A 23,344-nucleotide genomic window follows, 5' to 3' on the forward strand; every position below is an offset into this window, starting at 1 on the left:
AATCGCAGGCAGTCCATGCCTGCCATTGATGCTTAGGCGTTGAGTGTCGCTCGCCGCTTCAGCAATGCTTCGCGCAGCTTGTCGTAACCCAGATTAAACAGGAATGTGTAGGGCAGGAAGAACATCAGCAAGCCGATGTCGAGAATCAGCGCATCGAGCAAACTCATGTCCAGCCACCATGCCACCAGGGGCACAACAATCGCTACCAGGCCGGCTTCAAATGCAATGGCATGCACCGCCCGAACCGCCATGGTCCGTGCTATTCGCCAATGCCGCTCAAGGCGGTCGAACAATGCGTTGAAAATCATGTTCCAGGTCATCGCCACCAGAGAAATCATCAGGGTCAGCGCACCCGCGTGCGCCATCGGCATTTTCATTACCCAAGATAATACCGGCGCAGTCAACGCGACCGCCAGCGCTTCGAAAATCAAGGCATGGGTAATGCGCTCACCCCAGGTTTTATTGGTATTCATATTTGCTCCTTTGCTTCAGAAATATCTGATGAAGCTATTCTCCGGGATTAAACTGATACTATCCAACTAGTTATCATCGGATAAACCGATATATAAAACCAATTCCTTGCCCTCTATGCGCCATTCACTTGAAACGCTTTTCATGTTTATCGAGGCTGCTACGCTAGGCTCGTTTTCCGCGGCTGCGCGCAAGCTGGGCAAGCAGCAATCCAGCGTCAGCGAGGCAATCGCCAACCTGGAAATCGATCTCGGCCTGACGCTATTCGACCGCAGCACCCGCCGCCCTACTCTCACCGAGCAAGGCCGGGCGATGCTGGTGCACGCACAGCAAGTTATCGAAGCCAGCGACCGGCTCGAGCGCTCTGCCCACCGGCTGGCTGACGGCCTGGAGCCACAACTGACCCTGGTGCTGTCCGATACGTATCAGTCAGACCGTTTTGAAGAAATTCTCACCAGTTTTGAACAGCGCTATCCCGAACTGGAGCTGGAATGCATGATTGCGGAGCGCAACGACGTGGTGTCGCTGGTGCAGGAAGGACGCGCCAATCTCGGACTGGTGGCGGCGCAGCCGGATTACCCGCCGGATATCGGCTTCGAATCGGTACCCGACCGTTCCGCCATCGGCCTGTATGTCGGCAAGCAACATCCTCTGGCAAAAACCAGGCATATCACCATTGAAATGTTGCATGGCGCCCGCGAACTGCGTCTGAGCACCTATGGCGACGATGGCGCGGCGGCCATACAGCGCCGGCGCGGCAAGTGCTGGACAGCCTCCAGCTACCTGTTGCTGCTGGAAATGACGGAACTTGGCTTCGGCTGGGCCGAGCTTCCTTATTGGCTGGCCAAGCGTTTTGCCGCCAACAGCCTGCTGGAACTAAAGGTGCGCGGCTGGCCGAAAAGTATTCAGGTGGATGCAGTCTGGTCGCGCCACCGTGGACTCGGACCAGCCGGCAGTTGGCTGCTGGATACGCTGATGGCGCGATAACAAACTGGGCCAACGGATAGGGTCTGCCAAAAATGGTTACATGGCGCGGATTTTGCTGTGTTTCTATATCACTCGAAAAACAGACAAAAATGTTAATCATCCTCGCCTCAGCTACCTTCGCCGCCCTTCTTGCCGCTTTCCTGCTGCGCAAGGAGCTCAAAAGCCGCGGTTTTCTCTCCACGTACAACCGCAATGCGCGCTCCAACGCCAGGCTGCAACGCGGCCGGACTGCCAAACCGCATCAGTGAGCGAAAGCCAAGTCTACTGGCCGAACAGCAACGCAAACAGTGTTCCGTATTTCCGTCCGGGATAACGACCGTATGTCGCCTCATACGGCCCCCTCTCCTTTGCGACAGGCAAAAAAAAGCCCGCTGGCCTTGCGGCGCGGGCTGAATCCAAACCATAGGGGTTGGAGGAGACGAATTCACTATATGATGAAATATGATGCGCTGCAATATAGTAAAAATACGGTAGTCGCAAACGCAAAAAAACCTGCGACCGTGTGAGGTAAGCAGGTTTTTTGTGTTCTTCAATACAGGAGAAGATTCCCGAAACCCAGACCTATCTGGAAAGTGGCTCCGACGTGTAACGAATCTACTCTTGTATTGGTCCGTATTGCATTTTTACAGCTGAACGCAACAGACAGTTATTGAAGACTACACATACTTTATCAAGAATGCAAGCAAAACGAGCCAAATACTGCCAATTTGCCACACTCCAGGCAAAAAAAAGCCCGCAGGCCTTGCGGCGCGGGCTTGAATCCAAACCTTAGGAGGTATTGGAGGAGACAGGTGCAACTATATAGAGCCTCTCCGCCATCCGCCAATTTATTTAACGTATAACAGTTATTCACACCAATGATAGCGTTACCATCCCTGCGCTACATAGGGTAAACGACGCCCTTCTTCGGCACTCTGGCGCGCCAACTCAAGGATTTCTGCAACACTGACGGCGGCACCCGGTTTCACTGGAAATGGCGCTCCGTCCTTGATCGTCGCCGCCACTGCACGATAAAACTCGACGTAAGCACCATCCAGAGTGGCCAATTCGGCCCGCAGGTCGAGATCGCCAGCCACTTCCCTGATTTGACCCGGCGGATTAATGGCCCAGCCTGGCTGCCCCGGTCGCAGACCGGCTTTGAGCTGATCTTCCTGAGTATCGAGTCCAGTTTTGAGATAACTACCGCGCCGGCCGTGCAGCACAAAGCGCGGCGCTTCCAATGCGCTCAAGGCGCTTGCATGCAGCACTACCTGTTTGTCGGGGTAACCCAGCTGTAAATGGACATAATCGTCTGCCTGCGCATTTTCGCGGTAGGCGGCAACGGTGGCATTGACAGTTTGCGGTGCACCGAACAACAGCAAAGCCTGGTCGATCAGATGTGGACCAAGGTCGTACAGCAAACCGCCGCCGCTTTGCGTATTCTCGCGCCAGCGCTGCCGCACCATGGGGCGAAAGCGGTCGAAATGCGATTCAAAATGAGTAATCTGGCCGAGCCGGCCGCTGGCGATCAACGCTTGTACAGTGAGGAAATCGCCATCCCAGCGCCGGTTATGGAATGGCGCCAGCAACAACTTGTCATCGCTGGCCATGCGCGCCAGGATGCGGGCCTCTTCAGAAGTCAGCGTGACCGGTTTGTCGACCACCACGTGCTTGCCGGCGACGAGCGCGCGGCGGGCAAATTCAAAATGGGTGTCATTCGGCGTCGCAATCACGATGCAATCGATCGTAGAGTCCGCCAGCAAGGCATCCAGATCGGCGACGATACGCGCCTGCGGCCAGGCTTTGGCGGCGATTTCTGCCTGGCTGCTGGCGATTGCACCGACTTCGGTACGACCAGAATGGCCGATCAGCGGCGCATGGAAGGTTGCGCCGGCAAAGCCGTAGCCTAGAAGGCCGATTCTCAACATGGGCATGGTTTTCCTGGTGGAAGGCGTAGTCAGGTTAGAGAAAAGTTCAGCCGGGCTTGGTCAACATCCAGCTCCGGTTGAAAGTTACCCACAGAAATTGTGGACAGTCCTGTGGATAACCATCAAAAATTTTAATCAAGCATTTGATTTATAAGGTTTTTCACCGAACGCACAAGCTTGATACGTCGACCGTCGTTTAATTGGCCGAAGAGTCAATATCCGCCAGCGATTCGCGCCCTTTGTCGGTAATGTCGAAACCGTCACCTGCTGGCCTGGCGCTGATGTGACCCTTTTTCCCGAGAAATGAGGCAACGTCGGCCGTCAGCTTGCTGCTCGAATCGCTGGCCACGGCGCGCAAGCCCTCGATGCAATTCTTGATGAACAAGGTCTGCTGCCCCTTTTCGGTCAACGCCAGTGTGCCGTCTTTCTCGTAAGCGATGTATTTGAGCCCGATCAGGCGCTTGGTATTTCTGGCGATACATGCACTGACCCGGCCACGCTGCGGCGTCTTGCCGATTTGCCCCAAGGCGTCGAATTCATCTTTTGTCAAACCGTCGTTCATTACTGCTTCCTCTGTAAGTTTTTTTCATGCTGCGATCCTCATGGTACGCGCCGCAATGGATAGCAGCAAGGCGCGGGGCTGAAAACCCGGGCCACCTCATGGATTAACCTTGGATTAACCATGGATTAGCTACAACCGCCAAATAAAATCTGGTATCGTTACCTCAGGGTTCGTTAGGGAATACGCTGACATTTTGCGACGCACCGCAGCATCTGTTGCTAGCCGGCCCAACTGATTCCCTAACGAATCTGCAGGCATTCCAACCTCGAGCACAAGGAGACATTTATGGACTTAATAGAAAAATTCGACGCCAAAGGCAAGGAATCGGGTAACGCGTTTCACGTTGAATGCTATGGAAGCCCGATAGAAATAGCGACCGCTGGCGGCGCCATCAGCTCCCTGCCCGGCCCCCGGACCTATCGGCTGGCGGACGGACGCGCGCTGAGTGAATATTCGGAAGGAAAGTACGTGATTGTTCAAACCGGCGAGAAAATATTGCGGGTTTAAGCAGTGTTTTGACAAAAAATATCTGCCTGCGGCCATGAGGACGCAGGCTTTTTTTTGCATACGCAGAATGAAATTGCGGCAACCCTAGGCTCGGCCACCCTCGCGTAAAGTCCTGATCAGCAAGTCGGCCATGACGTTGCCGTCAAATTCGCGGAAACCGCGCTGATACACCAGCGCACCGACAGCAATCAGCCGATATAGCTCTTCTTCCGTGAGCTTATAGGACAATTTGGAGATTTCATTGGCAAACATCTGCACAATGTCGTCGTCGCTGGTGACCGGCACCTGACGACTTGCTCTACCCCACATCTCGACGATTTTCGCAGCCTTCATAAAAACCTCCAGAAGATTTTTATTATAGATGCCGTACCGCAAATTTCCAGTCGCTCTCAGCTATCAGTCAGATGCTCAAAATAGACAAAGCGTAGCGACATTATTCATTGAATAACGGTAGCGGATGCAGTACTCGCTGCCCTTGACGCATTGCGGCGACAAGCTGCTCGCCAGCCTTAGCATGAGGCTGGATTGCTTCTGATCCAACTCGCACACTTCGGCATCCAGAAAGTCGAAATAACGGCCGACAAACGGATACAACGCCTTGAACAGACTTTCCTTGGCCGAGAAAACCAGACTCAGCCAGCGCTCCAGCGTCATGCCGGCAGCAGTGCCGATGGCCAGTTCGGCCGCTGTCATCAGGTGTTCAACCAGCGGTTGCGCAGCCGCATTGGTGAGTACGGTTTCGATATCGATACCTAGCGCGCGCCATTCCTGGCTGCGCGCCGCAACCGCCATTGCCTGACCATCGCCATGGCTGATGGAGCCCAGATATCCCTCGGGCCAGACTGGCGCACGATGCTCGCCGATCGCCAGCGTCGCCACGCTGCCATAGCCAAGTTTTTGCAGAGCCTGACGCGCGCAAAAGCGGCCGGCGGCGAATTCCACCTGGCGCTTCAGCACCGCATTCGCCAAGGCACCTGGCAAAACAATGCCTTCTGCTTTCAACTGCGTCAGCTGGCCGGCACCAATGACATAACGCATACCGACATGACTAAGAGAGTCAGGCATTGGCGGCAAAATTGCCTCGGTTGCAACATCTGCAGAAAATGGCATGGCTTTATCGTGAATGATTTCACCGTCGAGCGGGTGGTCAAACATTATAGCGCCGGCTGACCGTCCGTCGGACATCGGTGACGTCAATGCAAAAACCCGCACACCTTACGGTAGCGGGTTTATTTGACGAGCCATATCTGGTGCCGGTGATCGAGGCTACCGGCCAACCTGTCGATGCGCAAGACACCCTTCGAAAGGCATTTATCCGGCTGGATTCAGCCTTATGAGTGAGCACTAAGTCAACACTACGCATTTTACCCACCCAACATGACAGCCGCATGACGGCCACATGAGCTTTTGCATTATTCCTTGGTGCCAGTACAAGACAAGCACAGGCACAGGCAAAAAAAAGCCCGTGATACCTTGCGGTCACGGGCTGAATCCAAACTCGGGGAGAGTGTAGAAGACGGAGTAATTTTAACGCTCTGAAGAAATCGGCACAGCTGTCAAACTTAACAGGCGGCAACTTGCCCCTCCCATATTTCCCCTGTGTAAGTTTCTGTAAGTTTCAAGCAAGTCCCACGTAAGGTTCGGGTCGCACACTCAGACTAGCTGTACCAAATATAAATAATCTAGGAGACCAGCATGGCCACACTACAACCTACCGCAGGGGGAGTTAAACCTGCTAACCGCGGCATTACCGCAGAAGAGCGCAAGGTTATTTTTGCCTCATCCCTCGGCACCGTATTTGAATGGTATGACTTCTATCTGTACGGATCGCTGGCGGCAATCATCGCCAAGCAGTTCTTTTCCGGCACCGATCCCAACACCGGCTTCATCTTCGCACTGCTGGCATTTGCCGCCGGCTTTATCGTGCGGCCTTTCGGCGCTCTGGTATTTGGCCGTCTGGGAGACATGATTGGCCGTAAATTTACTTTCCTGGTGACGATCCTGATCATGGGGGCGTCGACCTTCATTGTCGGGATCTTGCCAAACTACGCCACGATCGGGATTGCCGCACCGATCATCCTGATTACCCTGCGCATCTTGCAAGGCCTGGCGCTGGGTGGCGAGTACGGTGGCGCCGCCACTTATGTCGCAGAACATGCGCCTAACGACAAACGCGGGGCATTCACTTCCTGGATTCAGACTACAGCGACAATGGGCCTGTTCCTGTCATTGCTGGTAATCCTGGGCGTACGCGTCGCGGTCGGCGAAGAAGCCTTCTCGGCATGGGGCTGGCGTATTCCTTTCCTGCTTTCCGTTGTCCTGCTGGCAGTGTCAGTATGGATTCGCCTGTCGATGAATGAATCGCCGGCGTTTGCGCGTATGAAGGCAGAAGGCAAGACTTCCAAGGCACCGCTGACTGAAGCCTTCGGCCAGTGGAAAAACCTGAAAATCGTGATTCTTGCGCTGATCGGCTTGACCGCCGGCCAGGCTGTGGTCTGGTACACAGGGCAGTTCTATGCCTTGTTCTTCCTGACCCAGTCGCTCAAAGTAGATATGTCTACCGCCAATATCCTGATCGCGCTGGCGTTATTGCTTGCCACACCGTTTTTTGTGATTTTCGGTTCCCTGTCCGATAAAATCGGCCGCAAGCCAATCATCATGGCGGGCTGCCTGATTGCGGCGCTGACCTATTTCCCGATCTTTTCCGGCTTGACCCATTACGCCAATCCGGTATTGGAAGCAGCGCTGAAAAATGCACCGGTGATCGTCACTGCCGATCCAGCTACCTGCCAGTTCCAGTTCAACCCGACCGGCACCAAGAAATTCACCTCGTCTTGCGATATCGCCAAGGCCAAGCTATCGGCGGCATCGGTGAACTACGAGAACGTGGCTGGCGCACCGGGTTCGGTCGCCACCATCAAGATCGGTGAAAAAATCCTCACCTCGTACGATGCGAACGGTCTGTCCAAGGAAGACGCTGCCGCCAAAGATAAAGCATTCTCGACAGAGCTGGCCGGTGATATCAAGGGTGCAGGCTATCCAAGCAAGGCTGATCCCGAGCAGATGAACAAACCGATGGTGCTGCTGCTTCTGTTCATCCTGGTGATCTACGTCACCATGGTGTATGGCCCGATTGCAGCAATGCTGGTGGAAATGTTCCCTACCCGTATTCGCTACACTTCGATGTCCATGCCTTACCACATCGGCAACGGCTGGTTCGGCGGTTTGCTGCCAACCACAGCTTTCGCTCTGGTTGCCTTCAAGGGCGACATCTACTACGGCCTGTGGTATCCGATCGTGATTGCCGCCGCAACTTTCGTCATCGGCATGCTGTTTGTCAAGGAAACCAAGGACAACGATATCTACCAGACCGAGCGCTCTTGAAAAATATGGCATATCCTTACGGCTATGCCTGAGCAGCGTAAAAAAAGCCGCCAGATGATTCTGGCGGCTTTTTTCATTTTGCCAACTGTCCATGCGGCCCGATATTTGCTATTGTCGGGCGTTGGCAGCAGATAACCATGATCTAACCCGTAGCCAGCCGTACTTAAACAAGAAGCCCTCCTCATACGTATCGTCGCTGCCACCATCCATCTCACTTATCAATGACAATTGCGTTGCTTCCCGCTTCGCCGTAACTTTCCAATATGAAGACACCAACCAGATTAGGTACTCCGCTTTCCTCTTCCGCCACCAAGGTCATGCTGCTGGGCTCCGGCGAGCTCGGCAAGGAAGTCATTATTTCGCTGCAACGCCTGGGCGTCGAAGTCATCGCCGTCGATCGCTATCCTAATGCGCCCGGCCATCAGGTTGCACATCGTTCGCACGTGATCAACATGACCGATGGCGCCGCTTTGGAAGCGCTGATTGCGCTGGAGCAGCCGGACCTGGTGGTTCCTGAAATCGAGGCGATCGCGACTGAAACCCTGGTGGCGCTGGAAGCCGCCGGTAAAGTCACCGTGATCCCAACCGCCCGCGCCGCCTGGCTGACCATGAACCGCGAAGGCATCCGTCGCCTGGCCGGCGAAACGCTGGCGCTGGCGACTTCGCCTTACCGCTTTGCCAATAACCTGGATGAACTGAAAGCCGCTTGCTCGGTGATCGGTTTTCCTTGCGTGATCAAGCCGGTGATGTCGTCTTCTGGCAAAGGCCAGTCGAAAATCGACAGCGCCGATGAAGTGGAAGCCGCCTGGGCTTATGCCGCAGCCGGCGGCCGGGTCGATGCAGGCCGTGTGATCGTCGAAGGTTTTATCGATTTCGACTACGAAATCACCTTGTTGACAGTGCGAGCGCTGCAAGCAGACGGTAGCGTCGCCACCCACTTCTGCGAACCGATCGGCCACGTCCAGGTGCAAGGCGACTATGTCGAATCCTGGCAACCGCATCCCATGCATCCGGAAGCCTTGCTCAAGGCCCGCGATATCGCCAAGAAGGTAACCGATAACCTGGGCGGCCTGGGCTTGTTCGGGGTTGAGCTATTCGTCAAGAATGAAATGGTCTGGTTTTCCGAAGTCAGCCCGCGCCCGCATGATACCGGCATGGTCACCATGGCTAGCCAGCAGCAAAGCGAATTCGAGTTGCACGCCAAGGCCATCCTCGGCTTGCCAGTCAACGTTGCATTGCGTAGCCCGGCGGCTTCAGCAGTGATCTATGGCCAGCATGACGCCAAGGGAATTGGCTTTGAATGCGTGGCGGATGCGCTGCGCGTTCCAGGCGCGGATATCCGCCTGTTCGGCAAACCGGAATCCTTCGCCCGCCGCCGCATGGGTGTGGCGCTGGCCACTGCGGATGATGTAGAGACTGCACGTATCCGCGCCAAGCAGGCGGCGGCCAAAGTGAAACCGGTTATCGCTGAATAAGCGGCAACTGATATTTAAGCGGTAACGACCTTGTCCGCGAAAGGCGTGAGAAATACAAGGAGCACGAGAAGCACCAGAAGAAATTCAAAAACCACTTTTTCGTGCATTGCGTATTTTTCGCGGATAAGTTTCGAGCAAACAGCAGCAAACAGCAACAGAGACGTCGCCATCATGGCGATCCTATAAAACAATAACCAATCATTCGCCATGAAATTTGATGTCGCCATTATCGGTAGCGGGCTTGCCGGCCTGTCAGTCGCCCTGCACCTCGCTGAAACCAACAAGGTCGCAGTCATCTCCAAACGCGCGCTGCTCGACGGCGCCAGCAACTGGGCCCAGGGCGGCATCGCCGCTGTGCTTGATTCCGGCGACAGCCATGAACAGCACATCAACGACACGCTGATCGCAGGCGCCGGCCTGTGCGACGAAAGCGCGACCCGCTTTATCGTTGAAAACGGCAAGGCCGCGATCGAATGGCTGATTGAACAAGGGGTACCGTTCACGCCTGACGCCAGCGCTGAAATGGGCTTCCATCTGACCCGTGAAGGCGGCCACAGCCAGCGCCGCATCATCCATGCCGCCGACGCCACCGGCCATGCGGTGCAGGTGACGCTGGAGCAGAAAGTGCGCGCCCATCCCAATATCACGTTGCTGGAAGACCATTACGCGATTGACCTGATCACCTCGAAGAAGGTAGCCACCGGCGACGCCGACAAAAGCGGTCCGCGCTGCCTCGGTCTGTACGCCAAGAACGTCAAGACCGGCAAGGTGCTTACTTTATCCGCTAGCCACACGGTGCTGGCCACCGGCGGCGCCGGCAAGGTCTACCTGTACACCACCAATCCCGACAGCGCTACCGGCGACGGTATCGCCATGGCGTGGCGCGCCGGTTGCCGGGTCGCCAATATGGAATTCATCCAGTTCCATCCGACCTGCCTGTATCACCCTTACGCCAAGTCTTTCCTGATCACCGAAGCGATACGCGGCGAAGGCGGCGTACTCAAATTGCCGGATACCGAAGGCGACGATGCCGGCTTGCGCTTCATGCCGGCACATGACGAGCGCGCCGAGCTGGCGCCACGCGATGTCGTTGCGCGAGCGATCGACTTTGAAATGAAAAAGCGCGGCCTCGACCATGTCGATCTCGACATCACGCACAAGTCACCGGAATTCCTGAAAGAACATTTCCCGACCATCTATGCACGCTGCCTGGAACTGGGAATCGACATCACCAAGCAAGCCATTCCAGTGGTGCCGGCAGTTCACTTCACCTGCGGCGGCATTGTCACCGATCTCAATGGCCGTACTGACCTGCCCGGCTTGTATGCCGTCGGCGAAACCGCCTATACCGGCCTGCATGGCGCCAATCGCCTGGCCAGTAATTCATTACTGGAATGCGTGGTGATCGGTCGCGCCGCCGCCAAATTCATCGCGCAGCAGGAAAAGCCGAAAGCGATAGCCTTGCCGGCCTGGGATGAAAGCCGCGTGATCGACGCCGATGAAGAAGTCGTGATCTCCCACAACTGGGACGAATTGCGGCGCTTCATGTGGAATTACGTCGGCATCGTGCGTACCAACAAACGCCTGGAGCGAGCTCAGCACCGGATCCGCCTGCTCAAGGAAGAGATCGACGAATACTACGCTCACTTCCGTATCAGCCGCGATTTGCTCGAGTTACGCAACCTGGTCCAGGTCGCTTCCCTGATCGTCGAAAGCGCCTTGTCGCGTCACGAAAGCCGCGGCTTGCACTATAGCCAGGATTATCCTGAAACCCTGGCCAAGGCATTACCCAGCGTGTTGACGCCGCAACGTCGCTAAGCCAGCGCACTATCCGGCGCGCATGCGAATTGTGCGCCAGGAAACGGAGTGTTTGCCGGCGTCGCCGGCACTACACTGCCGTCATCGAAAAAACTGTAAAAAAAGTCATGAGTCAAAAATTCCCACGCTCCCTGGTCGCACTCACCTGGTCCAACCTGGCTGCGCAATCAGCCGAGCAACTGAGCCTGGCGGCCACGCCTATCATGGCCGTGCTGCTGCTAGGCGCCGGTCCGGGTGAAATCGGCACCCTGGCCGCAGTGCAGTCGCTGCCGTTTCTTTTGCTGTCTATCCCGTTCGGCCTGCTGGCCGACCGTACCTCGCGCAAGCGCCTGATGGTAACCGCCGAGGCGCTCCGCATGCTCGCTTTGCTAGGCGTGCTGGCAGCGCTTCTGCTAAACCATCTGTCGATACCATTGCTGGCGGTGCTCGGCTTCATTGGCGCTGTCGGCACCGTCGGCTTCAGCGTCGCGGCCCCGGCCATCGTCCCGGCGCTGGTAGAACGCGAACTGCTGGCGAAAGCCAATGGCCGCCTGGAACTGGCGCGGAGCGCTGCCTTTGCCGCCGGCCCCGCCCTGGGTGGTGCGCTAACGTCATGGGCCGGTGCTTCCACCGCCTTCGTGCTGGCGGCCATGCTGTCCGGCTCGGCCGTCGTGTTGCTGTTGCAGTTGCGCGAACCGCAGCGCGCGCCGGCTGCGCCGCGTCATCCTCTGCTGGAACTTCGCGATGGCGCGCACATGGTGTGGCGCGACAACTTGTTGCGGCCGATCCTGCTCACCGCTGTGGCCTGGAATATATCCTGGTTCGTGCTGCAAGCTGCCTACGTGCCCTATGCTGTGCGCAAGCTTGGTCTCAGCGCCGGCGAGGTGGGCGTAACGCTCGGCGCCTATGGGGTCGGCATGATGCTAGGCGCTTTGTTGACGCCGCGAATAGTAGCGAAGCTGCCGTTCGGCCGCGCGATCCAGCTCGGCCCAGCCGTTTCTGTGCTGGCTGCGCTCACCATGGTGGCGACTCTTGCAGTGCCAAGCGGCATACTGGCGGCCCTGTCCTTCTTTCTGTTCGGCGTCGGCCCTATCATCTGGGTGATCACCTCAACCACACTGCGCCAGACCGTCACACCGGGAGCCATGCTGGGACGGGTGTCGGCGATTTTCCTGACGGTCAATACCGGCGCGCGCCCAATCGGCGCTGCGCTGGGCGGCCTGGTCGGCGCCCGCTGGGGTGAAGCAGCTTGCCTGGTGCTGGCGTTGGTCGGGTTCGTCGTACAAGCGTGGATCATCTTCGATTCCGAGGTTCGCGTATTACGGCAGCTGCCGGCGCCAGCGGCTTGAACTAGAAAAGCTGCGGTCGTAGTTGTGTCGTTTTTTATTCATCTCGGCTATGCTTAGGGCGAGACCAGAATAAGGAGAAACGATGAATACTGCGTCGCAGCAAATCACATCCGCCACCCCGGCAGCCAATAGCGCAAGGCGCGTCATCTTTGCCAGCTTCATCGGCACCGCCATCGAATTCTACGATTTTTATGTATACGCAACCGCCGCAGCGCTAGTCATCGGACCGGTGTTTTTTCCGCATGACTCGCCGACGGCGCAAGCACTGTCGGCCTTTGTCACGTTTGGCATCGCCTTCATTGCGCGCCCCGTCGGCGCCTTTCTATTCGGTCATTTCGGCGATCGCATCGGCCGCAAATCAACGCTCGTGATTTCACTGCTGGTGATGGGGATCTCCACCATGCTGATTGGCTTTTTGCCAGGCTACGACAGCATCGGCGCGCTGGCCCCTATGTTGTTGTGTGTGCTACGTTTTGCGCAAGGCATCGGCCTTGGTGGCGAATGGGGCGGCGCGGCGCTACTTGCGACTGAATATGCGCCAGCCGGAAAACGCGGTCGTTACGGCATGTTTCCGCAGCTCGGTCCTTCGGTCGGCTTCCTGATGGCCAACGGCCTGTTCCTGGCGCTGGCCCTGACGCTATCGGATGAACAATTCAAGAGCTGGGGCTGGCGCGTGCCGTTTATTTTCAGCGCAGCGCTAGTGGTTCTGGGCTTGTATGTACGCCTGAAAATTGCGGAAACGCCGGTGTTTACTGCGGCACTGGAAAAACGCGAACGCGTCAAGATGCCAGCCGTGACCCTGTTCAAGGATCATTGGCGGCCAGTGATGCTGGGCGCTACGGCGATGATTGTCTGCTATACCTTGTTCTATATCGCGACCGTGTTCTCGCTTTCCTACGGCGTCGGCACCTTGCATATTCCGCGCCAGGAATTCCTCGCGTTGCTGTGCCTGGCCGTGGTGTTCATGGCGTTGGCGACGCCATTGTCGGCGCTGGCCAGCGACCGCTTCGGTCGCCGCCCGGTGCTGATCGTCGGCACGCTCGCGGCCATCGCCGCCGGCTTTACCATGCAGCCGCTGTTCGGCAGCGGCAATACGGCTGCGATCGCTTTGTTCCTGATCATCTTCCTGTTCCTGATGGGCGTCACGTTTGCACCGATGGGCGCCCTTCTGCCAGAACTGTTTCCGACCAGCGTACGCTACACCGGAGCCGGTGTCGCCTATAACATCGGCGGGATTCTGGGAGCTTCGGTTGCGCCCTATATCGCACAATTGCTGGCGGAACGCGGCGGGCTGGCCTATGTCGGCGCGTATGTGTCTGTAGCTGCGGGCCTGAGTCTGATCGCGGTGTTGTGCATGCGTGAGACACGCGATGCGAATCTGCAAAACGTCTAGCTGCAAAATCGGTTAAATAACAAAATGGAGACAAACGTGACTCAAGCATCCCCTTCTTTCAAAGCAAAACTACTTAAGACGCTGATTTTTTCCGTCTGGACTGCGGCGGCTGGCTTCGCCTCGGCAGCACCGGTGGCGCCGGTCTATGAACTGGCGCAAAAAGAAAAGCCGGCGATGATGGACACCATGCGTGACCTGGTGAATATCGAATCGGGTAGCGGCGACCTGGAAGGCCTGGCCAAGATCGCGGCGCTGATTCGCGATCGTCTGGCGCAACTCGGCGGCAAGGCGGAATTGCTGGACGCGCCAGAGATCTACCGCATGGGCGACACTCCGGAAAAAATCGGGCAGATCGTCCATGCGGAGTTCAAGGGTACGGGCAAGCGCAAGATCATGCTGATCGCGCACATGGATACGGTGTACCTGCGCGGCATGCTGAAGGACCAGCAGTACCGGGTCGACGGCGACAAAGCCTACGGCCTCGGCATTGCCGACGACAAGCAAGGAGTTGCCACCATCCTCCATACCATTGCGATCCTGCAGAAAATCGGCTTCAAGGATTACGACACCTTGACGGTGCAGATCAACGGCGACGAAGAAATCAGCTCGCCTGGCGGCCGCAGTCTGCATACCAAATTCGGCGCCGAGCAGGATGCGGTATTTTCCTATGAAGGCGGCGGTCCCCAAGGCCAGTTGCGCCTGGCGACCAGCGGTATTGCCGCCGCCTATCTGACGGTGCAAGGCAAATCCTCGCATGCCGGCGCGGCACCGGAAAAAGGGATCAATGCACTCTATGAGTTATCGCACCAGTTGCTGCAACTGAACAATTTGTCGCAGCCAGAACGCGGCCTGAAGCTGAACTGGACCGTTGCCCAGGCTGGCACCAACCGCAACGTCATTCCTGCCAGCGCCAGCGCCCAGGCCGATGCCCGCGCCTTGAAAATGAGCGACTTCGATCAGTTGCAAACCCAGCTGCAAGAAAGCATCAAGAAACAATTGATTCCTAACGCCAAGGTCCAGCTGAAATTTGAAATGCGACGGCCGCCGCTGGAAACTAACGCCGCGTCGCGCACGGTGTCAGCGTATGGCAAGAAAATATACGAAGAACTCGACCTGCCGATGAAAGTGGTCGACGTCGCCAGCGGCGGCGGCACCGATGCGGCATTCGCCGGTTTGAAATCGAAGGCCGCTGTCATCGAAGGAATGGGACTGACCGGCTATGGCGCACACTCGAATGATGCCGAGTATGTCTTGTTGAATACCATTGTGCCGCGCCTGTATTTGTCGACGCGGCTGATCATGGATTTTGCCCAGGGCAAAGTACAGTAGATCAGCGGTGAACGGGCTTTGGCTGAATGGGCGGTTTGCCACCCATTCAGCCAGTCGATTTACTCGATGATCCGCAGCGAATAATCGGTCGCCCGGATATCCTTGGTCAGGCTGCCGATCGAAATGCGGTCGACGCCGGTCTCCGCGATCGCCCGCACACTGTCCATATTGATGCCGCCGGATGCTTCCAGCAAGGCCCGGCCGTCTGTCAGGTTGACCGCATCGCGCATGGCGTCGAGGCTGAAATTGTCGAGCAAGATCGAGACTGCGCCGGCATTCAAGGCCTCATCCAGTTGCACAAGGTTCTCGACTTCGATCTGAATCGTCACATCCGCATCCAGGCTCAGCGCAGCCTTCATCGCAGCAGGAATGCCACCGGCAGCCGCAATATGGTTTTCCTTGATCAGGATGCCGTCATACAACGCCAGCCGCTGATTGTGGCCGCCGCCGACGCGCACCGCGTATTTTTGCGCCAGGCGCAGGCCGGGCAAGGTTTTGCGGGTATCCAGGATGTGCGCCTTGGTATTGGCCACTGCATTGACATACAGGCGAGTAGCGCTGGCCACGCCTGACAACAGCTGCAAGAAATTCAGGGCGCCGCGCTCCGCCGTCAGCAAGGCCCGGGCAGGCGCATCGATCAGGCAAACTTCGCTGTCGGCGCCCATCATGTCGCCCTCGGGGTAACGCCAGTCGATACGGATACGGGTATCGAGCTGCTTCATTACCGCGTCAAACCAGGGCGCGCCGCACAGCACGGCGGCTTCTCGCACAATCACGCGAGCGCGCACCATCTGCTGCTCCGGGACCAGTTTACCGGTCAGGTCGCCGCTGCCGACGTCTTCTGCCAGTGCGATACGGATATTGTCATCGAATGCCGCTTGCAGCGCGGCGTCAAACGGTGCGAAACGGTTCTTAAGGTTGCTAGAAGATGTACTCATGCGGGTCCAATTCCTGAAAACAGTTTTTGTTCTTGCGCCAGATCGCTGGACGGGCGCACGTTAGCTTTGCGTTGTGCAGCGAAATCGAGCATGCGGTCGATGCAGACGACTGCCTTGCGGCTGGTTTCGGCATCGACGTGGATTTCGTTGCTGCCTGATTCCAGCACTTCGGCTAGGTTGCGCAGGCCGTTCATCGCCATCCACGGGCAATGCGCGCAGCTCTTGCAGGTCGCGCTGTTGCCTGCGGTCGGTGCGTCGATAAAGCGTTTGCCCGGCGCCGCCATACGCATCTTGTGCAAAATGCCGTTGTCGGTGGCGACGATGAATTCGTCGGCATCCAGGCTCTGTGCAGCGGCGATCAGCTGGCTGGTGGAGCCCACCACATCGGCTTGCGTTACTACCGCTTCCGGCGATTCCGGATGCACCAGGATCTTCGCGCCCGGATGCTGCTGGCGCAACAGTTCCAGCTCGACGCCCTTGAATTCGTCATGCACCAGGCAAGAGCCTTGCCACAACAGCATGTCGGCGCCGGTCTGTTTCTGGATGTAGCTACCCAGATGCTTATCCGGCGCCCACAGGATTTTTTTTCCTTGCGCATGCAAGTGAGCGACGATGTCGAGCCCTATGGAAGAAGTCACCATCCAGTCGGCGCGCGCTTTTACGGCGGCGCTGGTATTGGCGTACACCACGACGGTGCGGTCCGGGTGGGCATCGCAAAACGCCGCAAATTCGTCAGCCGGGCAACCGAGATCAAGCGAACAGGTCGCATCCAGATCAGGCATCAGCACACGTTTATGCGGACTTAGGATTTTCGAGGTTTCGCCCATGAACTTGACGCCTGCAACCACCAGCGTCTTGGCAGGATGATCGCGGCCGAAGCGGGCCATTTCGAGAGAATCCGAAACGCAGCCGCCGGTTTCTTCGGCCAGATCCTGCAAATCGGCATCGACATAATAATGGGCGACCAGCACTGCCTGCTGTTCTTTCAACAAGCGTTTGATGCGCTCCTTGAGTTCGGTTTTCTGCTGTGGCGTGGGGGTTTCAGGGACGCGAGCCCAGGCATGCGAGGTACAGCTGCTGCCTAGCTCCATTTGCGGCCGCTCGAATTCAACGGTTTTGATGGCTTGGGATTGCATAGTGATGATGGCTGCGGATGAGATAGATGAGAGCGACATGAACTGCGGTAAAACGCCATGATACGACAGAAGGCGCAGCAAGATATTTTGCGGCAATTTATCGGGCCGGATTTTGGGAAAGAATTCTACCGCTATCCGTCGATGCGCGCCTCAACATTACTGTATTGCAACTTTGAGGGAACTGCCGTACTATTATTTCACAATTGCCATGGAAGATTGTCACAGAAAATCGCCCGTCAAGCTTTGGGCATTTTCAGACGCATGAGAAGAACACAGGGACATCATGATTATTTTCGACAAGACCGAGCTCGGCCGTACAGAAATAGCAACACGCGGACAAACCGTCGCGCCACGCCTGCGTACGCTGCTATTGCTGGTGGATGGCAAAACCGGTAACGACGAATTGCTGCGCAAGGTAGCCGGGCTCGGTTTGAACCAGGAACATCTGGATGAGCTGCTGCAAGCCGGCCTGATCCAGGTTAGCGGTGGCGACGTCAGTGACGCTGCAGCACCGGCTGTGGTGGTTGCTCCTGCGGCAGCACCTACGGTTGCACCGCCCCCGGTTGCAGCCAAAAGCGCCGTCCCCGTCGCCCCGACTGCTCCCACTGCACCAGTCCCGCCTGAGCAAATACTTCCCCCGGGACAAACCCAGTTTGAAGCGATCTACCATTTCTACAACGACACCATCAAGAGCATGATCGGCCTGCGTGGCTATGGCTTGCAGTTGAAGGTGGAACGCGCCAGCAGCGTTCAGGACTTTCGTGAGTTGCGGCAGGCTTATCTGGAAGCCGTACTCAAATCCAAAGGCGAGGAAATCGCACGCAGCCTGCGCGGCCGGCTGGACCAGCTGCTGTATCTGGGCGAACGGCAGTAGAAATCATGCGGGCGCTAATAAAAAAGCGTGGCAGAAATTTCTGCCACGCTTTTTTGCATCAAGGCGCCCTATTAAGCCACCCTATTCGCTACGCCAGATAGATGACGGGATCTATTCAATGCCCTGGCTGCTCAGGTAGTCCTCATAAGAACCCTGGAAGTCGACCACTTCATTTTCCTTGACTTCCAACACCCGTGTCGCCAGCGAAGAAACAAACTCTCGGTCATGCGAAACGAAAATCAGCGTGCCGGCATATTTCTCCAGCGCGATGTTGAGCGACTCGATCGACTCCATATCCATGTGGTTGGTCGGCTCATCCAGCAGCAGCACGTTATGGCGGCCCAGCATCAGCTTACCGTACATCATGCGGCCCTTTTCACCACCCGACAGAACCTTGACCGATTTCTTGACATCGTCGCCGCTGAACAGCAAACGGCCCAGGCTGGAACGCACGGCCTGGTCATCGTCGCCTTCCTGGGTCCACTGGCCCATCCAGTCGGTCAGCGTCTTGTCGGTGGCGAAGTCTTCGGTCGGATCTTGCGGCATGTAGCCTACATTGGCGTTTTCCGCCCATTTGACCATGCCGCTATCGGCATCGAGACCGGAAATGTCGTGGCCGCCGATGCTACGCAACAGCGTGGTTTTACCCGCGCCGTTGGCGCCGATGATGGCGATTTTCTCGCCGGCTTCCACCATGATGCTGAAATTCTTGAACAGCGGACGGTCATAAGTCTTACTGATGCCCTGTACTTCCACTGCCAGACGATGCAGTTTCTTCTCGCCGTCGAAACGCACGAACGGATTGGCGCGGCTGGATGGCTTGACATCCTCAACCTTGATTTTTTCAATCTGCTTGGCGCGCGAAGTCGCCTGGCGCGCCTTCGATTTGTTAGCCGAAAAGCGGCGCACGAAATCCTGCAGCTCTGCGACCTTGTCCTTGGCCTTGGCATTCACCGACAGCTGCTGCGCACGCGCTTGCGACGATGCCAGCATGTAGTCGTCGTAGTTGCCCGGATAGACCTTCAATGTGCCGTAATCCATGTCGGCCATGTGGGTACATACCTGGTTCAGGAAATGGCGATCATGGGAAATGATGATCATGGTGGAGTTGCGCTGGTTCAGCACATCTTCCAGCCAGCGGATGGTGTTGATGTCGAGGTTATTGGTCGGCTCGTCCAGCAGCAGGATATCCGGATTCGAGAACAAAGCCTGCGCCAGCAACACGCGCAGCTTCCAGCCCGGCGCCACGGCGCTCATCAGGCCCTGATGCTGTTCGATCGCCACGCCTACGCCCAGCAGCAACTCACCGGCGCGCGCTTCCGCGGTGTAGCCGTCATATTCGGCGAACCGGGCTTCCAGGTCGGCCGCCTTCATGTAATCGTCGTCGGTAGCGTCTGGATCAGCATAGATCGCATCGCGTTCCGCCATCGCCGCCCACATCTCAGTGTGGCCCATCATGACCACATCCAGCACGCGCATGTCTTCAAATGCAAACTGGTCCTGACGCAATTTACCCAGGCGCTCGTTCTGGTCCAGCATCACGTTGCCAGCCGACGACTCAAGATCGCCGCCCAGGATTTTCATGAACGTGGACTTGCCGCAGCCGTTGGCGCCGATCAGGCCATACCGGTTGCCATCGCCGAATTTGACGGAAATGTTTTCAAACAGCGGCTTGGGGCCGAACTGCATCGTGATATTTGCGGTAGACAGCATCTAATATGGTTCTTTTCTTAATTGAATCATGGGGTTAGGTAGTGTGGCGGCATTATACAGTATTCGCATTTGTGCACTGCATGAGTCCATATAAAACAACGACTTACCGCCACATTTGGCTAAAATCCGCCCCAGATAAGCAATTTCTTCTAAGTTGCCGGACCCGCCGCTACCAAAGATGCAGCCAGACGTCCAACTTCCGCGTGCACGGCGTCGCGCGCAGCGGCCGACGCCTTGATAGTCCCAGTCAGATAACTGGCAACCAGCAAAGGCGCGCCGCCAGGCGGCAACAACATGCCAATATCATTCGCCGTACCTTGATCGCCGGTACCTGTTTTATCCGCGACATGCCAACCGGCCGGCAACAACGCGCGCAAGCGTTTGTCGCCAGTCTTGTTGGCCAGCAACCAGTCTGTGAGCTGCTGACGCGAACTTGCTGATAAGTTGTCCCCCAAGAGGATCTCACGCAAGCTGTGCACCATCGCATTCGGCGTGGTTGTGTCGCGCGGGTCGCCCGGCGCCGATTCGTTCAGATGTGGTTCGATACGATCAAGCCGGGTCATCTTGTCGCCGGATGCACGCATGTAGGCCGTCAGTTGCGCCGGACCACCAAAACTCTGCAGTAACAAATTGGCGGCGGTATTGTCGCTCAAGGTAATGGCTGCTTCGCACAATTCCCCTACGGACATGCCATCGCCGCCGGTATGATGCTCGGTCGCCGGCGAATACGGCACCAGATCGCTGGCCTTATAGCGAATACGCCGGGCCAGTTGCTCCTTGCCCTGATCGACCCGCTTCAGCACCAGTGCGGAAGCCAATAATTTGAAGGTGCTGCACATCGGGAAACGCTCATCGCCGCGGTAGGCATAGGTTTTCCCGGAGCGACTGTCGAAGATAGCGACGCCGAGACGGCCGCCGGTCGTAGACTCTATCTGGCGCAGCTGCGCAACGATTGAAGCTGCCGCGGGATTATCGGCGATAGCCCAGGATTTCTGTGTGTAAGCACCGATGGCCAGTGCCCCGAATGCCATGCCAAGATTTCCGGCAAATTGACGTCGATTCATGTTTTCACTCCCAACTCAATGAACAAGGCTGCACAATAACTATCTCTTGCAAACCGCTCAAGCTACAATATCCAGCAAAAGGCATAAGAAAAATTAGGTCAAATAGGAAAATCGCATGCACCTTCCCCTGAATGCATTGCGCGCGTTTGAAGTATCGGCTCGCTTTCTGAGCTTCACTCGCGCTGCCGCTGAATTGAATGTGACCCAGGCCGCTATCAGTCAGCAGGTGAAAAACCTGGAAGAGCGGATGGGCATCCAGCTTTTCCGCCGCTTGCCGCGCGGGCTGGCGCTCACCGCCGAGGGTATCGCCCTGCTGCCGGTGCTGGCCGAATCCTTCGGTCGCATTGGCACGGTGATGGAGCAATTCCACGACAGCCGCAACCGCTCGCGTGAAGTGCTGACAGTGGGCGCGGTCGGGACTTTCGCGGTCGGCTGGCTGCTGCCGCACTTGCGGGAGTTCCAGCAAGCCCATCCATTTGTCGATTTCCGCTTGTTCACCAATAACAACCGGGTCGATATTGCCGGCGAAGGCCTGGATTACGCGATTCGCTTTGGCGATGGCGCCTGGCACGGTACCGATGCCGAGGCGTTGCTCTCTGCGCCACTGTCGCCGATGTGCACTCCGGCAATGGGCGCTTATTTGCGCGAACCGGCCGACCTAGGCAGCCAGATGCTGCTGCGTTCCTATCGTAGCGATGAATGGGCCATCTGGTTTGCCGCCGCCGGCCTGGCTTGTCCGGTATTGAGGGGGAGCGTATTCGATTCTTCGCTGACGATGGCGGAAGCCGCGGCGCAAGGCGCTGGCGTTGCGCTGCTGCCAGTCCGCATGTTCACACGCGAGCTACAACACGGTCGCCTGATACGCCCGTTCGAGATTGAAATTACCAGCGGTAACTACTGGCTGACGAAACTCAAATCGAAACAAGTGACGCAGGCCATGCAGGTATTTCAGGAATGGCTGCAAAACGCCGTGGCACTGTGACCGCATCGACCACGAAATCAATCAAGGATCAATTAAGTGGCCGGGCAAGATCGTACTCAAGAAGCCAACAGCAGCATGTTTTGAGTAGTGAGCTGGAATCCGTTCGCATCCGACTCCAGCAACGCTTGCACGCCAACCGGCAACGTTACCTTGTCGCGAATATGGCCGAATGGCAGGCCGGTCAGGATCGGCACCGCAATGTTAGCGCGCAGATAAGCCAGCATGGCATCGAAGTCATAGCCATTGTCATGTTCCGCGAGGCGGTAATTGGAAAAATCGCCCAGCACAATCGCCTGTTGCCGCCCCAAGATGCCGGCATATTGCAGTTGCAGCATCATCCGCTCGATACGGTAAGGATGCTCGCCGATATCTTCCAGGAACAGGATGCCGTCTTCGATCTGCGGTAAATAGGAAGTGCCGACCAGATGGGTCAGCATCGCCAAATTGCCGCCCCACAGGGTACCGCTAACGCGCAGCGTCGGATTGCCGGCAGTGGCCACCGCCACCGTCGACTCGGGCTGGCGTACGGATTGCCAGAAGTGCGACATCGTAAACTCGCTCAACTCGACGGCGCCGAAATCGCTGCATAGCATCGGCCCCGCCAGGCTGGTAGCGCCGGTCTGCGCAAATAACGCCAAATGAAGCGCGGTAACGTCGCTATGGCCGACGAAGATTTTCTTGCTGGCGGCCAGACGGCGGAAATCCAACAACGGCAACAGGCGCGACATGCCGTAGCTGCCACGCAATACCAGCACGATTTGCACGTGCGGGTTGTCGATCGCTGCATAGATCTGCTCTACCCGCGCCGCGTCGGTGCCGCCAAAGCGCTGAAATTTTGCCGCCGGATCGTAATAGTCATACACCACACAGCCTTGCTGCTGCAGCGCCAGGATGCCGCGCGCCAAAGACGGCTCGTCGTTGGCGTAACCGCCTGGGGCGACAACCGCCACGCCAATGGATCCGGGCTTCTGCACTTGGGTATTTTCGGTCATGATTGTTTTTGCTGGGCTTGTCGCCGTTCGGCGAAAAATTCTTTGAGTAGTGTGCCACATTCCTCCGCCAGCACACCGGCAGTCAGCTCGGTGTGATGATTCAATTTTTCCTGCTCGAAAAGATTGAGTACAGAGCCGCAAGCGCCAGTCTTGTGATCGCTGGCGCCATACACCACACGCGCCAGGCGTGCATGCAACATGGCGCCGGCGCACATCGCACACGGCTCCAGCGTCACGTACATTTCGCAACCGGGCAAGCGGTAATTGCCGAGAATGGTCGCGGCAGCGCGCAGGGCCATGATTTCTGCGTGTGCGGTCGGATCGTGATTACCGATCGGCTGGTTGAAGCCGGTGGCGATAATCTGCCCGTCCTTCACTACCAGCGCGCCCACGGGTACTTCGCCCAAGGCCCAGGCATTGCGCGCCTGGGAAATGGCTTGCTGCATGTAAATTGCGTCACGCATAGGTAGTCAACAGATAAACT

24 protein-coding genes are annotated in these 23,344 nt (G+C 57.1%); 12 read left to right on the top strand and 12 right to left on the bottom strand.

Features of this window, described 5'->3' with window-relative positions:
- Positions 1–32 precede the first annotated feature (32 nt).
- Positions 33–473, bottom strand: coding sequence for a multidrug/biocide efflux PACE transporter (locus tag LT85_RS16625; RefSeq protein ID WP_038490878.1), 441 nt, complete (start codon positions 471–473; stop codon positions 33–35).
- A gap of 115 nt (positions 474–588) precedes the next feature.
- On the opposite strand from LT85_RS16625, the gene LT85_RS16630 reads away from it, so the two are divergent.
- Both LT85_RS16630 and LT85_RS26680 read left to right on the top strand, forming a co-directional pair.
- Positions 589–1,458: a LysR family transcriptional regulator gene (locus tag LT85_RS16630; protein WP_038490881.1), complete on the top strand. Its 870-nt coding sequence runs from the start codon at positions 589–591 to the stop codon at positions 1,456–1,458.
- 89 nt (positions 1,459–1,547) lie between these two features.
- The gene (locus LT85_RS26680) at positions 1,548–1,706 is read left to right on the top strand and encodes a hypothetical protein (protein WP_156117558.1); all 159 of its coding nucleotides are present in this window, start codon (positions 1,548–1,550) and stop codon (positions 1,704–1,706) included.
- A 618-nt stretch (positions 1,707–2,324) separates the two neighbouring features.
- Here the strand turns inward: LT85_RS26680 and LT85_RS16635 are convergent.
- Together LT85_RS16635 and LT85_RS16640 are read right to left on the bottom strand one after the other, a co-directional pair.
- Positions 2,325–3,371 carry an oxidoreductase gene (locus LT85_RS16635; RefSeq protein ID WP_038490883.1) on the bottom strand — a complete coding sequence of 349 codons (1,047 nt, stop codon included), beginning with the start codon at positions 3,369–3,371 and terminating at the stop codon, positions 2,325–2,327.
- A 190-nt stretch (positions 3,372–3,561) separates the two neighbouring features.
- Complete coding sequence (locus tag LT85_RS16640; protein WP_038490886.1) at positions 3,562–3,927, bottom strand: hypothetical protein; 366 nt, start codon at positions 3,925–3,927, stop codon at positions 3,562–3,564.
- A 285-nt stretch (positions 3,928–4,212) separates the two neighbouring features.
- Here LT85_RS16640 and LT85_RS16645 point away from each other — a divergent pair, with 285 nt between their 5' ends.
- The gene (locus LT85_RS16645) at positions 4,213–4,434 is read left to right on the top strand and encodes a hypothetical protein (RefSeq protein WP_038490889.1); all 222 of its coding nucleotides are present in this window, start codon (positions 4,213–4,215) and stop codon (positions 4,432–4,434) included.
- Positions 4,435–4,518: 84 nt separating this feature from the next.
- Here the strand turns inward: LT85_RS16645 and LT85_RS16650 are convergent, their stop codons facing one another.
- Both LT85_RS16650 and LT85_RS16655 read right to left on the bottom strand, forming a co-directional pair.
- Entirely contained in the window at positions 4,519–4,767 is a 249-nt protein-coding gene (locus LT85_RS16650) for a hypothetical protein (protein ID WP_038490892.1), read from the bottom strand.
- Between the two features lie 75 nt (positions 4,768–4,842).
- Entirely contained in the window at positions 4,843–5,589 is a 747-nt protein-coding gene (locus tag LT85_RS16655) for a 4'-phosphopantetheinyl transferase family protein (protein ID WP_052135269.1), read from the bottom strand.
- Positions 5,590–5,630: 41 nt separating this feature from the next.
- Between LT85_RS16655 and LT85_RS26685 the strand changes: the two genes are divergently transcribed.
- The 3 genes from LT85_RS26685 (at position 5,631) to purT (ending at position 9,293) form a co-directional block, all read left to right on the top strand.
- Positions 5,631–5,771 (top strand): hypothetical protein, encoded by a 141-nt coding sequence (locus tag LT85_RS26685; RefSeq protein ID WP_156117559.1) that lies wholly within the window; start codon positions 5,631–5,633, stop codon positions 5,769–5,771.
- A gap of 358 nt (positions 5,772–6,129) precedes the next feature.
- Entirely contained in the window at positions 6,130–7,818 is a 1,689-nt protein-coding gene (locus LT85_RS16660; RefSeq protein ID WP_038490895.1) for an MFS transporter, read from the top strand.
- A 263-nt stretch (positions 7,819–8,081) separates the two neighbouring features.
- Positions 8,082–9,293: a formate-dependent phosphoribosylglycinamide formyltransferase gene (gene purT, locus LT85_RS16665; RefSeq protein WP_038490898.1), complete on the top strand. Its 1,212-nt coding sequence runs from the start codon at positions 8,082–8,084 to the stop codon at positions 9,291–9,293.
- A 14-nt stretch (positions 9,294–9,307) separates the two neighbouring features.
- On the opposite strand, the gene LT85_RS16670 is transcribed toward purT, so the two are convergent.
- On the bottom strand, positions 9,308–9,502 hold the full coding sequence (locus LT85_RS16670) for a hypothetical protein (RefSeq protein ID WP_038490901.1): 195 nt from the start codon (positions 9,500–9,502) through the stop codon (positions 9,308–9,310).
- Between LT85_RS16670 and nadB the strand changes: the two genes are divergently transcribed.
- The 4 genes from nadB (at position 9,501) to LT85_RS16690 (ending at position 15,161) form a co-directional block, all read left to right on the top strand.
- Positions 9,501–11,111 (top strand): L-aspartate oxidase, encoded by a 1,611-nt coding sequence (gene nadB, locus LT85_RS16675; protein ID WP_038490903.1) that lies wholly within the window; start codon positions 9,501–9,503, stop codon positions 11,109–11,111. The genes LT85_RS16670 and nadB overlap by 2 nt on opposite strands.
- A gap of 107 nt (positions 11,112–11,218) precedes the next feature.
- Complete coding sequence (locus tag LT85_RS16680; RefSeq protein WP_038490906.1) at positions 11,219–12,439, top strand: MFS transporter; 1,221 nt, start codon at positions 11,219–11,221, stop codon at positions 12,437–12,439.
- Positions 12,440–12,521: 82 nt separating this feature from the next.
- The gene (locus LT85_RS16685) at positions 12,522–13,832 is read left to right on the top strand and encodes an MFS transporter (RefSeq protein ID WP_038490908.1); all 1,311 of its coding nucleotides are present in this window, start codon (positions 12,522–12,524) and stop codon (positions 13,830–13,832) included.
- A gap of 81 nt (positions 13,833–13,913) precedes the next feature.
- Entirely contained in the window at positions 13,914–15,161 is a 1,248-nt protein-coding gene (locus LT85_RS16690) for a M20/M25/M40 family metallo-hydrolase (protein ID WP_437177301.1), read from the top strand.
- A 59-nt stretch (positions 15,162–15,220) separates the two neighbouring features.
- On the opposite strand, the gene nadC is transcribed toward LT85_RS16690, so the two are convergent.
- A complete protein-coding gene (gene nadC / locus LT85_RS16695; protein WP_038490911.1) occupies positions 15,221–16,099 on the bottom strand; it encodes a carboxylating nicotinate-nucleotide diphosphorylase in 879 nt (292 codons plus the stop codon).
- A complete protein-coding gene (gene nadA, locus LT85_RS16700; RefSeq protein WP_038490914.1) occupies positions 16,096–17,235 on the bottom strand; it encodes a quinolinate synthase NadA in 1,140 nt (379 codons plus the stop codon). Before nadA ends, nadC begins: the two co-directional genes overlap by 4 nt.
- A 283-nt stretch (positions 17,236–17,518) precedes the next feature.
- Between nadA and LT85_RS16705 the strand changes: the two genes are divergently transcribed.
- Entirely contained in the window at positions 17,519–18,109 is a 591-nt protein-coding gene (locus LT85_RS16705; RefSeq protein WP_038490917.1) for a hypothetical protein, read from the top strand.
- Positions 18,110–18,220: 111 nt separating this feature from the next.
- On the opposite strand, the gene LT85_RS16710 is transcribed toward LT85_RS16705, so the two are convergent.
- Both LT85_RS16710 and bla read right to left on the bottom strand, forming a co-directional pair.
- Positions 18,221–19,822 (bottom strand): ABC-F family ATPase, encoded by a 1,602-nt coding sequence (locus tag LT85_RS16710; protein ID WP_038490919.1) that lies wholly within the window; start codon positions 19,820–19,822, stop codon positions 18,221–18,223.
- 149 nt (positions 19,823–19,971) lie between these two features.
- Positions 19,972–20,886 (bottom strand): class A beta-lactamase, encoded by a 915-nt coding sequence (gene bla / locus LT85_RS16715; protein WP_038490921.1) that lies wholly within the window; start codon positions 20,884–20,886, stop codon positions 19,972–19,974.
- A 115-nt stretch (positions 20,887–21,001) separates the two neighbouring features.
- On the opposite strand from bla, the gene LT85_RS16720 reads away from it, so the two are divergent.
- The gene (locus LT85_RS16720) at positions 21,002–21,868 is read left to right on the top strand and encodes a LysR family transcriptional regulator (protein WP_038490924.1); all 867 of its coding nucleotides are present in this window, start codon (positions 21,002–21,004) and stop codon (positions 21,866–21,868) included.
- A gap of 56 nt (positions 21,869–21,924) precedes the next feature.
- Here the strand turns inward: LT85_RS16720 and ldcA are convergent, their stop codons facing one another.
- Entirely contained in the window at positions 21,925–22,860 is a 936-nt protein-coding gene (gene ldcA / locus LT85_RS16725) for a muramoyltetrapeptide carboxypeptidase (protein WP_038490927.1), read from the bottom strand.
- Positions 22,857–23,324, bottom strand: a complete 468-nt coding sequence (tadA, locus tag LT85_RS16730; RefSeq protein ID WP_038490930.1) for a tRNA adenosine(34) deaminase TadA — start codon at positions 23,322–23,324, stop codon at positions 22,857–22,859. The genes ldcA and tadA overlap by 4 nt, the downstream gene beginning before the upstream one ends.
- Positions 23,325–23,344: the final 20 nt, after the last annotated feature.

The organism is Collimonas arenae, assembly GCF_000786695.1.
Taxonomy (GTDB): Bacteria; Pseudomonadota; Gammaproteobacteria; order Burkholderiales; family Burkholderiaceae_D; genus Collimonas; species Collimonas arenae_A.